The sequence below is a fragment of the Solibacillus sp. FSL R5-0449 genome (assembly GCF_037975215.1).
Taxonomy (GTDB): domain Bacteria; phylum Bacillota; class Bacilli; order Bacillales_A; family Planococcaceae; genus Solibacillus.
In genome coordinates this window covers 1-12,211 of record NZ_CP150239.1, presented here as the reverse complement: position 1 = coordinate 12,211, position 12,211 = coordinate 1, and the positions used below count along the sequence as shown (strand labels likewise).

General features: G+C 40.2%; 7 protein-coding genes and 1 rRNA gene. All 8 read right to left on the bottom strand.

Annotated elements, in window-relative coordinates; translation table 11 throughout:
- Window positions 1-188: 188 nt before the first annotated feature.
- Window positions 189-1,744 (bottom strand): 16S ribosomal RNA (locus MKY27_RS00040).
- A gap of 472 nt (window positions 1,745-2,216) precedes the next feature.
- Complete coding sequence (locus tag MKY27_RS00035; protein ID WP_339196739.1) at window positions 2,217-3,317, bottom strand: HD-GYP domain-containing protein; 1,101 nt, start codon at window positions 3,315-3,317, stop codon at window positions 2,217-2,219.
- Window positions 3,318-3,498: 181 nt separating this feature from the next.
- Entirely contained in the window at window positions 3,499-5,997 is a 2,499-nt protein-coding gene (gene gyrA / locus MKY27_RS00030) for a DNA gyrase subunit A (protein ID WP_339174590.1), read from the bottom strand.
- Window positions 5,998-6,089: 92 nt separating this feature from the next.
- A complete protein-coding gene (gene gyrB / locus MKY27_RS00025; RefSeq protein ID WP_339196737.1) occupies window positions 6,090-8,015 on the bottom strand; it encodes a DNA topoisomerase (ATP-hydrolyzing) subunit B in 1,926 nt (641 codons plus the stop codon).
- A gap of 60 nt (window positions 8,016-8,075) precedes the next feature.
- Window positions 8,076-9,194 carry a DNA replication/repair protein RecF gene (gene recF / locus MKY27_RS00020; RefSeq protein WP_339196734.1) on the bottom strand — a complete coding sequence of 373 codons (1,119 nt, stop codon included), beginning with the start codon at window positions 9,192-9,194 and terminating at the stop codon, window positions 8,076-8,078.
- A 3-nt stretch (window positions 9,195-9,197) separates the two neighbouring features.
- Window positions 9,198-9,434 carry a S4 domain-containing protein YaaA gene (yaaA, locus tag MKY27_RS00015; RefSeq protein WP_339174585.1) on the bottom strand — a complete coding sequence of 79 codons (237 nt, stop codon included), beginning with the start codon at window positions 9,432-9,434 and terminating at the stop codon, window positions 9,198-9,200.
- Window positions 9,435-9,559: 125 nt separating this feature from the next.
- Window positions 9,560-10,696 (bottom strand): DNA polymerase III subunit beta, encoded by a 1,137-nt coding sequence (dnaN, locus tag MKY27_RS00010; protein WP_079523597.1) that lies wholly within the window; start codon window positions 10,694-10,696, stop codon window positions 9,560-9,562.
- Between the two features lie 171 nt (window positions 10,697-10,867).
- Window positions 10,868-12,211 (bottom strand): chromosomal replication initiator protein DnaA, encoded by a 1,344-nt coding sequence (gene dnaA / locus MKY27_RS00005; protein ID WP_079523596.1) that lies wholly within the window; start codon window positions 12,209-12,211, stop codon window positions 10,868-10,870.

The window sequence follows — 12,211 nt, the reverse complement described above, 5'->3', positions numbered from 1 at the left end:
TCAATTGCTTGACTTGTTTAAAAATCTATAAAATAGAAATTTGATTTATTGCTTTCAATGTCGTTTTATCCAGTTTTCAAAGAACGAGTGTTTTGAAGTATTTCATTCATTTAAGAATGAACCTTCAAAACTGAACAGCAAACGTTAATGTTTCATTCCCCAAGGGAATGATTCCGAAAAATCCTTAGAAAGGAGGTGATCCAGCCGCACCTTCCGATACGGCTACCTTGTTACGACTTCACCCCAATCATCTATCCCACCTTCGGCGGCTGGCTCCAAAAGGTTACCTCACCGACTTCGGGTGTTACAAACTCTCGTGGTGTGACGGGCGGTGTGTACAAGGCCCGGGAACGTATTCACCGCGGCATGCTGATCCGCGATTACTAGCGATTCCGGCTTCATGTAGGCGAGTTGCAGCCTACAATCCGAACTGAGAACGGTTTTATCGGATTAGCTCCCCCTCGCGGGTTGGCAACCGTTTGTACCGTCCATTGTAGCACGTGTGTAGCCCAGGTCATAAGGGGCATGATGATTTGACGTCATCCCCACCTTCCTCCGGTTTATCACCGGCAGTCTCCTTAGAGTGCCCAACTGAATGATGGCAACTAAGAATAAGGGTTGCGCTCGTTGCGGGACTTAACCCAACATCTCACGACACGAGCTGACGACAACCATGCACCACCTGTCACCGTTGCCCCCGAAGGGGAAACTATGTCTCCATAGTGGTCACCGGGATGTCAAGACCTGGTAAGGTTCTTCGCGTTGCTTCGAATTAAACCACATGCTCCACCGCTTGTGCGGGCCCCCGTCAATTCCTTTGAGTTTCAGTCTTGCGACCGTACTCCCCAGGCGGAGTGCTTAATGCGTTAGCTGCAGCACTGAGGGGCGGAAACCCCCCAACACTTAGCACTCATCGTTTACGGCGTGGACTACCAGGGTATCTAATCCTGTTTGCTCCCCACGCTTTCGCGCCTCAGTGTCAGTTACAGACCAGACAGTCGCCTTCGCCACTGGTGTTCCTCCAAATCTCTACGCATTTCACCGCTACACTTGGAATTCCACTATCCTCTTCTGCACTCAAGTTCCCCAGTTTCCAATGACCCTCCCCGGTTGAGCCGGGGGCTTTCACATCAGACTTAAGGAACCACCTGCGCGCGCTTTACGCCCAATAATTCCGGACAACGCTTGCCACCTACGTATTACCGCGGCTGCTGGCACGTAGTTAGCCGTGGCTTTCTAACAAGGTACCGTCAAGGTAGCGCCAGTTACTACGCTACTTGTTCTTCCCTTGCAACAGAGTTTTACGAACCGAAATCCTTCTTCACTCACGCGGCGTTGCTCCATCAGACTTTCGTCCATTGTGGAAGATTCCCTACTGCTGCCTCCCGTAGGAGTCTGGGCCGTGTCTCAGTCCCAGTGTGGCCGATCACCCTCTCAGGTCGGCTACGCATCGTTGCCTTGGTGAGCCGTTACCTCACCAACTAGCTAATGCGCCGCGGGTCCATCTTATAGTGACAGCCGAAACCGTCTTTCAACTTTAAAACATGTGTTAAAAAGTATTATTCGGTATTAGCCCCGGTTTCCCGGAGTTATCCCAATCTATAAGGTAGGTTACCCACGTGTTACTCACCCGTCCGCCGCTAAAATTTTAAAGGTGCAAGCACCAATAAAATTTCCGCTCGACTTGCATGTATTAGGCACGCCGCCAGCGTTCGTCCTGAGCCAGGATCAAACTCTCCATAAAAGTAGTTTGAAAGCTCATTTGCTTTGCTAGCGATCCAACTTCGTTAGAAGTTGAAATCTATTGTTTGCTTCATTTAAGAAGCTTGTTTCATTAACGTTGCTTGTTCAGTTTTCAAGGTTCATTATGTTGTCTCGGTGACAACTTTTATATCTTATCATTATTCAATGTTGTTTGTCAACACTTTTAATGAAAAGTTTTTTGTTGTCGAAGTATTATGCTTTCATGCGACAACTTTTATTATTCTACAGCATCCTTAAACTTAAGTCAACATTTATTCGAAATTTGCTTTTCATAAGATGTTATCTTGTAAGGACTTTTAATATAATAACATTTGTATTTCTAATCGTCAACAATTTCTTTAATGTTTTTCTATTTTAATTTACACCTATTTAATCATGCAAAACTAATATAAAAAAAGAGGGTATTCCTTCTAATAAGAAAAGACCCCCTTAGCGATTAATTCATTCAATTTTTACCCTTGTGTAATAACACGTGAAATATAAAAGCTTCTATTAGAAGAAAGATCTACAATTTCTCCTGTACGCGTTAATTTCACAAGTGGACGTGTTGGTGAATATTTGTTGATGAACATTACTTCACCCAGTTCTAGATTGGATAACTCGATTTTTGTTCCTATTGGTAAATCAACGATAATATCCATTAAAGCTTGAACAACTTTAATATCAAATTTTCCAAACTCCTCTTCCTTAATCATCTCGATTACTTTAAAAGGAGACTGCATCGAACGATACATCCGTTCACTGGTCATCGCATGGAATACATCTGCTACCGCAATGATTTGAGCAAAGATCGAAATAGATCCGCTTCGATCACCTTTTGGATAGCCACTGCCATCCAGCCGTTCATGGTGCTGGTACACAGCTACTTTCATAATATCCTTTATAGCTGTTACATTTTTAATGAGTAAGTAACTATAGTAAGGATGTTTTCGTACTTCCCCAAATTCGGCTTCTGTTAAAGCGCTTTTCTTATCCCGAATACGTGAAGGAATTCTGGACATTCCACTATCTGCTAACATTCCGGCGATGGCCAGCTGAATCGTGTCCCCACGCTCGTATCCCATTTTCTTTGCAATGACTGCAGCTATTAAACCTGTAGCAATACTATGGTGGTATAAATAGTCCTTTGCATTCGAATAACTGTTCAGATCAAATATATATGATCGGTTCTCTAAAGCCATATCCATTAACGGAATTATGATATTTCTTACTTTTGTCAGGTCTACTCTTCCGCCGGCTTCCCAATTTGAAAATTCCTTTTTCAACAGTGCGATTCCATCAAGATAGGATCTTTCAAAACTTGTGGATTGCTGTATTGGTAAATCTATAGGAATAGGATTATCTAACTTTTCTTCAATTATCTCTGGTTCTTCAACTTCGATTTCATTATGTACTAATACCGTTTTTAAATTAAAAAGTTCAAATACGCGTAAATGTTCCGGCTTTACTTTTGTATTTTTATAGATAATCGGATATTGTGTATTGGCAAAAATATCTTCAGCAATTACTTTACCTAATCGCAATTCCTCAACTCTTATCAATATAGCTTCCAATTTCACAACCCCTTAAGCTCGTTATCGGTTATAAAGTAAGGATAAATTCACATTCATTGAATTACTCTTTCTAAATAACTACTAATTTTTTCATATTAACGTTAATTATAACGAATGGAAAATAAATTACAACCAAAAAAAGTAATCTAGATAGTCTAAACTAACTAGATTACTTTTCGAATTACTCTTCTATAGCTGAATTTGACTCTTCTTCAGTTTCAGAATCGATTTCTTCTTCATCCGGAGCATCATCTTCTTTTTTCACACGTGCAACAGTTGCTACATGTTCGCCTTCAGCAAGTCTGATTAAACGAACACCTTGTGTGCTACGGCCAATAACAGAAATATCATTTACGTCCATACGGATTAACATACCATTAATCGTAATCAGCATAATGTCCTCTGATCCATCCACAGCCTTTACCGCGCACATCTTACCGTTCTTATCAGTAATCTGCATCGTTTTCAGACCTAAACCGCCTCGGCTTTGCAAACGGTATTCGGATTCAGGTGTACGTTTACCGTAACCATTTTCTGTGACAACTAAAATTTCCTGACCTGGTTCAAGAATTTCCATTCCTACTACAAAGTCACCTTCACGAAGTTTAATACCGCGTACCCCGGCAGCTGAACGACCCATCGAACGGATATCGTCCTCTTTAAATCGTACTAACATACCATCGCTTGTACCGATAATAATTTCCTTTGTGCCATCTGTTAAGTGGACCGAAATTAAATCATCGTCTTCACGCAATGTAATGGCGATTAAACCATTCGTACGGATATTCGCAAACTGATCAACAGGTGTACGTTTCGTTACCCCTGTTTTTGTAGTAAAGATAAAGTAAGCATCTTCTTTGAATTCTGTTACGCGAATCATTGCCGTAACATGCTCACCTTTATCGATATTAAGCAAGTTTACAATCGGCAGTCCCTTCGCTTGGCGACCGAACTCCGGAATTTCATATCCTTTTGCACGGAATACTTTCCCTTTTGAAGTGAAGAAAAGAATTGTATCGTGTGTAGAAGTGAATAATAAATGTTCTACGAAATCATCTTCGTTCGTTCCCATACCTTGTACACCACGGCCGCCACGTTTTTGCGAGCGATATGTGTTCGCTGCCAAACGTTTAATATAACCGTTATGTGTTAATGTAAGTACCGAGTTTTCACGAGGAATTAAATCTTCGTCTTCGATCATTTCTAAGCCGCCAGCTGTAATTTCTGTACGGCGGTCATCACTGTAGCGCTCTTTAATATCCGTCATTTCTGTGCGGATAATTTCAATCACTTTCGCTTCGTCCGCTAAAATCGCTTTTAATTCATCGATTAACTTTAGAAGTTCCTGGTACTCAGCCTCAATTTTTTCGCGTTCCAATCCGCTTAAACGTACAAGACGCATATCTAAAATCGCTTGCGCCTGGCGTTCAGATAAATTAAAGCGCTCCATTAATTGTGGTCTTGCTTCTTCACCGCTGCGAGAAGCACGGATAATCGAAATAATTTCATCAATATGATCAAGCGCAATACGTAAACCTTCTAAAATATGTGCACGTTCTTCTGCTTTTCGAAGCTCGAATGCAGTACGACGTTTAATAACTACTTTCTGGTGTTCTAAGTAATGATAAAGCACTTCTTTTAGACTTAATACTTTTGGCTGTCCATCGACTAATGCAAGCATATTTACACCAAAGCTTGACTGCATCGCTGTTTGTTTAAACAAATTGTTCAGTACGACATTTGCATTTGCATCACGGCGTACTTCAATAACGATACGCATACCATTACGGTCAGATTCATCACGTAAATTAGTAATGCCATCAATTTTTTTATCGCGTACTAACTCGGCAATTTTTTCAATTAGCTTTGCTTTGTTAACTTGGTACGGTAATTCGTGCACTAAAATTGTCTCTTTACCGTTTGAAGCTTGTTCAATTTCCACTTTAGCACGAATTGTCAGTGAGCCACGACCCGATTCATAGGCACGGCGAATACCACTGCGTCCTAAAATAATTCCCCCTGTTGGGAAATCCGGACCTGGAATAATTTCCATTAGCTCTTCTGTCGTAATGCCTGGATTATCTGCTACTGCTAATACACCATCAATTGTTTCTCCAAGATGATGTGGCGGAATATTTGTAGCCATACCTACTGCGATACCAGAAGCACCATTCACCAATAGATTCGGATAGCGTGCCGGCAATACTAAAGGTTCGTTTTCACTGCCATCATAGTTTGGTCCATAATCAATTGTATCTTTGTTAATATCGCGCAGCATTTCCATCGCGATTTTTGACATACGTGATTCTGTATAACGCATTGCTGCAGCACCGTCGCCATCAACTGAACCAAAGTTACCATGGCCGTCCACTAGCATATAACGATAGCTGAAATCCTGCGCCATACGCACCATTGCATCATAAATCGATGAGTCACCGTGAGGGTGGTATTTACCCATTACGTCCCCAACGATACGGGCACTCTTTTTATATGGTTTATCTGAAGTATTTCCTAGCTCCTGCATACCATACAAAATACGGCGATGTACTGGTTTAAGTCCATCACGCACATCCGGTAAGGCACGCGAAACGATAACGCTCATCGCATAGCTTAGGAAAGATGATTTAATTTCTGTTGTAATATTTCTAGATTCAATATGTCCATGCTGAATGTCAGACAAAATGAGGACCTCCTTCCAATTGCACTAACTAATCAATTATGTCCAAGCATAATTGCATCCCTCTGCGGGTGTTTAAAACCCGCAGAAGGATGTTAAATATCCAAGTCTTGCACGTATACTGCATTTTCTTCGATAAAATCACGACGAGGTGCAACTTCATCACCCATTAAGTGATCGAAAATTTTATCCGCTTCAATTGCATCATCCAATTCTACTCGAATTAAAGTACGGTGCTCTGGATCCATTGTTGTATCCCATAATTGTGTTGCATTCATTTCCCCTAAACCTTTATAACGCTGTACATTAGGCTTCGGTAATTTTGGAAGACGGTTTAAAATATCTTCTAATTCCTGATCTGAGTAGCAGTATTCAACATGTTTCCCTTGTTTTACCTGATATAGAGGCGGCTTTGCTGCATATACATAACCCGCTTCGATTAATGGACGCATGAAACGGAAGAAGAATGTCAGCAATAGTACACGAATATGTGCACCATCGACATCAGCATCCGTCATAATGACAATTTTGTGATAACGTGCTTTTTCTAAATTAAACTCTTCCCCAATACCAGTACCGAATGCTGTAATCATTGCACGGATTTCGGCATTCGATAAAATACGGTCCAAGCGTGCTTTTTCAACGTTAAGAATTTTTCCGCGCAGTGGCAAGATCGCCTGGAAATGACGGTCACGGCCTGATTTAGCAGATCCACCGGCAGAGTCACCCTCTACGATATAAATCTCAGATTCAGCAGGGTTTGTCGAAGAACAGTCTGCTAATTTACCTGGTAAACTTGAAACTTCAAGTGCAGATTTACGACGTGTAAATTCACGAGCCTTTTTCGCTGCTACACGTGCACGTGCCGCCATTGTACCTTTTTCGATAACTTGGCGTGCAACCGATGGATTTTCAAGCAAGAAACGTTCAAATCCGTCTGAGAATAAAGCATTTGTAATCTGACTTACTTCAGAGTTTCCAAGTTTAGTTTTTGTTTGACCCTCAAATTGAGGTTCTGGATGTTTTATTGATACGATTGCCGTTAAACCTTCACGAACATCTTCACCAGTAAGATTGGCATCCGATTCTTTAATCAGGTTTGCTTTGCGGGCATAGTCGTTGATCACACGTGTTAAGGCAGTTTTAAAGCCTGATTCGTGCGTACCACCCTCATACGTATTGATGTTGTTGGCAAAAGACATAATATTGGAACTGAAGCCTGCATTATACTGCATCGCAATTTCAACCGTAATGCCTTCTTTTTCGCCCAACACATCAATCGGTACATGGATAGGTTCTTTATTTTCGTTTATATGCTCAACATATTCACGAATACCACCTTCGAAGTGGAATGTTTCAGAACGTTCTTGTCCTATGCGTTCATCAGCGATTGTAAGGCTGATGCCACGATTTAAGTAAGCCAATTCACGGATACGTGTCGCTAAAATATCGTATTCATAAACTGTTGTTTCTTTGAAAATCTCGCCATCTGCTTTAAATCGTGTTGTTGTACCTGTATGGTCTGTTTCACCAACAACTGTTAACTTTTGAACCGTTTGACCGCGTTCAAAAATGATTTCATGGATTTTACCATCGCGGTGTACTTGAACAATTGTCTGACTCGAGAGTGCGTTTACTACAGAGGCACCAACACCGTGAAGACCACCTGATACTTTGTAGCCTCCACCGCCGAATTTACCGCCTGCATGAAGTACTGTCATAATTACTTCAACAGCAGGCATACCCATTTTTTCCTGAATATCTACGGGAATACCACGACCGTTATCTTCTACGCGAATCCAATTGTCTTGTTCAATTGTCACTGTGATTCCTGTACAATAACCTGCTAAAGCCTCATCAATACTATTATCAACAATCTCCCAAACTAAATGGTGCAATCCTTTTGAACTTGTTGAACCAATATACATACCAGGACGTTTTCGAACAGCCTCTAATCCTTCTAATACCTGTATCTGATCCGCATCATAAGATTGCTGGACTTTATTATCTTCTAAAGCCACTATTGTTCACCTACTCTTTCATAACTATCAGTATGCTTCTTTTTTACGTATTTCAATGCACTATGGTTGTTCAATTGTTCCCTGTGTTACTTGGAACAATTTTGCGTGCTGTATTGTGTCATGGTGAATTCCTTCTACACTCGTTGTTGTAACGAATGTCTGGACTTCACCTTGAATTGTATTTAATAAATGTGATTGGCGATAATCGTCCAATTCAGATAAAACATCATCCAATAAAAGAATCGGCGTTTCTTTCGTTTCCTGTTTGATAAGTTCGATTTCGGCAAGTTTCAAAGATAATGCCGTTGTTCGCTGCTGGCCTTGTGAGCCGTAAACTTGAACATCGTAATCATTGACAAAAAACTGAAGGTCGTCCCGATGAGGGCCTATAAGTGTTACGCCTCTTTCAATTTCACGCTGCTTCACTTCTTCTAGTTTCTTCGTTAAGTAATCCGCCATTTCTTCGGCAGTCCAGCTTGCTTCCATCCCTGTTACAGGACGGTATTTTATAACAAGCTTTTCTAATCCGCGCGAAATACCGAAGTGAATCGGCTCAGCCCAATCTTGTAAAAGCTCGATAAACTGAAATCTTTTACGGATAATTTGAATTGCCGCCTGCACATATTGTTCTGTATAAATTTCAAACATCACATCGGATGCGAGTGATTGTTTTCCCGCATTCTTTTTTAGTAAATGATTACGTTGTTTCAAAATCTTTTGGAATGTTAGTAAATCATGTAAGTAAACAGGGGAAATTTGCCCGATTTCCATATCGATGAATCTTCGGCGAATTTGGGGGCTGCCCTTTACGATATTCAAATCTTCTGGTGCAAACATTACTACATTCATCTGTCCGATATAATTGCTTAGTTTCGTCTGTTCAAGATGATTGATTTTGCCCTTTTTGCCTTTTTTTGAAATCGTTAATTCGATAGGAACGCCACCGTAACGCTTATTTACCACACCTTCTATTTTACCATAATCCGCATCCCAACGTATTAATTCTTTATCGTTCGCGGTACGATGAGATTTGGCCATCGCTAGTACATAGATTGATTCCATTACATTTGTTTTTCCTTGAGCATTTTCCCCAATAAAAACATTAATTTTATCTGAAAAATCCAGTGTTAACGATTCGTAGTTACGATAATCTGTTAGCTGCAAGCGCTCGATGTTCATGAATTAATTTTCTCCGTTTTCAATAAATGCATCGACAATTTTATAGCGTCCTACTCCTGGAATATTAATCACATCTCCATGACGCAGTTTTTTCCCGCGGCGATCTTCGACTTCTCCATTTACATACACTTCATGTTCACTTAAAAACCACTTTGCCATACCGCCAGAGCTAATTGCATCTGTCATTTTCAGCGCTTGACCAAGCGTTATATATTCTGTATCAATTACTAATTCATTCAACGTAATTCATCCTCCACTTAAATAAAGTCTTATCATTCTATCATACCTAAAAACTGTCCATAAGTAAAAAAGGAACGGTCTCAATAACAAGTTAAGACCGTTCCTTTTAAAAAATTTATTGAATTTTAGTAAGTACGTACCGGTAAAATCAGCTGCAGTATTGCATCATCCGCTACTGATCGTAAGATGAACGGGCGCATTGCACCTGTAAATTCGATTACTACATCTTGTCCATCAATCGCTTTTAAGGCTTCCATCATATATTTCGCACTAAATGAAATCTTTAATGTTTCGCCTTCCAGACTTTCCACTTGGATCTGCTCTTCAACTTTACCAATCTCAGGTGAATTTGATGAAATTTCGACTGTTTGATTTTCCAATGTTTCAAAACGAACAACATTATTGCGGTCTTCACGTGCTAAAAGCGAAGCACGGTCAATTGCCTGCAATAAAGATTTGCCGTTAATCGTAATCATTGTTTTAAACTCTTCCGGAATTAGACGTGATGTATCCGGATAATTGCCTTCTAATAGACGAGAGAAGAACAGGACATCATCTGTTTTAAACAATACATGCTGGTTTGTCAGTACGATTTGAACAGGATTATTTGTGTCCTCTAAAATTTTGTTCAATTCATTTAAGCTTTTACCTGGAATTACTACTGAAGTAATATCATTTGGTAAATTTTCAAGATTCACTTTACGACGCGCTAAACGATGACTATCCGTTGCAACGCATATTAATGCATCGCCTTCTACTTTCCAGTTTACACCTGTCAACACCGGACGGCTTTCCGATGTCGCTACAGCAAAGACAGTTTCTCTAATAACTGATTTTAGTAAATCTGTTGGAATCGTAAATTGGCGGTCTGCAGCAATTTCAGGTAGCTGTGGATATTCTGTTGCATCTGAGCCAATAAGGTGGAACTCAGACTTACCTGAACGAATAATCGTTGCATATCCGTTTGTAATTTCGATTTCTACTTCATTAGTAGGCAATTTACGGATAATTTCATTGTACATACGAGCTTGCAGCACAATAGAACCTGTTTGTGTAATATCCATAATCTGTTCGCCATTTTCTTCTACAGGAATGAATGTCTGGATTGTAATGTCTGCATCACTACCAGTTAACGTCATACCTTCGTTTGTAACATCAATTTTAATCCCCGTTAAAATAGGGATCGTTGTTTTTGAACTTACAGCTTTCATTACATCGTTCAAACCTGCTAAAAGACGATCACGCAAAATAGTAAATTTCATTAGTTTACCTCTCTTATATAATTAATTATTTATTTAAAGATATTAATAGATATAGTAATAGGGCCTGTGAATTTGTGGATAACCCCTATTTTACACATATGGGGCGCACTATCCACATGTTGATAAGTTGTGTATAGACTTGTGCGGAAAGGAGAAAGTTATACACAGAGTTTATTTACCTAACATACTACGAATTTGTTTAATATCCTGCTGAAGCTGCTGATCTGTTTTAAGTAAAGAAGAGATCTTTTCATGGGCATGGATTACCGTAGTATGATCACGACCCCCAAATTCTTCGCCAATTTTCGGCAAAGAAAAGTCGGTCAATTCACGAGATAAGTACATTGCAACTTGTCTTGGGAAAGCAATGGATTTTGTACGGCGTTTTGCCGAAAAGTCTTCCAGTCGAATATTAAAATGCTCTCCGGTTGCTGTTTGAATATCCAAAATGGAAATCATGCGCGGTTTTGAGTTTGGCATAATATCTTTTAGAGCTTCGGCAGCAAGTTCAGGCGAAACATCCATATTTACCAAAGATGAATAGGCGACAACGCGGATCAGCGCCCCTTCAAGTTCACGAATATTCGTATCAACCTGATTGGCAATATAAAGCATGACTTCATTTGGAATATCGAGCCCATCTGCTTTTGCTTTTTTACGTAAAATCGCAATACGCGTTTCTAAATCAGGCGGTGCAATATCAGTAATCAGTCCCCATTCAAAGCGCGAACGCAAACGATCTTCTAAAGTTGGTATTTCCTTTGGAGGACGGTCACTTGAGATGACAATCTGCTTTGATTCTTCATGTAGTGTATTGAATGTATGGAAGAATTCCTCTTGTGTCGATTCCTTACCAGCCAAAAATTGAATATCATCTATTAGCAGTACATCAACATTTCGGTATTTATTTCGAAAATCGATTGTCTTATTATCACGAATTGAGTTAATGAACTCATTTGTGAACTTTTCAGATGATAAATAAACGACATTTGCTGTCGGATTGTGTTCTTTTACGTAATGTCCAATTGCGTGCATTAAGTGAGTTTTGCCTAATCCTACCCCCCCGTAAATAAAGAAAGGGTTGTAAGCTTTTGCAGGTGCTTCCGCTACAGCTAAGCTCGCTGCATGGGCAAAACGGTTACCGGAACCAATAACGAATGTATCAAATGTGTACTTTGGATTGAGCATACCTGGGGTAATGTCATGGTGTTCACTTGATTTTGCTTGAGTAATTGGGGGCGGTAATTCAAAGTCATCAGCGGCCTGATCTTTCTGGACCACGAAATTAATGACTAAATCCTCTCCTGTTAACTCGTTTAGTATTCCTGTAATCATATGGATGTAGTATTGTTCAAGCCAATCGCGGGCAAAAGAGTTAGGCGCGGAAATCGTCACCTTTGTGCCACTATGTGCAAGAAGTTTTGTTGATTTCAGCCAAGTATCAAAGCTCGGTTTCGAGATTTTCTGTTCAGCTTGGGCAAGGACGGCATTCCATAGGTTTTCTAAATGTTCCAA

Bases quoted from the DNA above. Each gene is read 5' to 3' on its own strand.
- dnaN (WP_079523597.1), bottom strand. From the start codon at position 10,696: ATGAAATTTACTATTTTGCGTGATCGTCTTTTAGCAGGTTTGAACGAT.
- recF (WP_339196734.1), bottom strand. From the start codon at position 9,194: ATGAACATCGAGCGCTTGCAGCTAACAGATTATCGTAACTACGAATCG.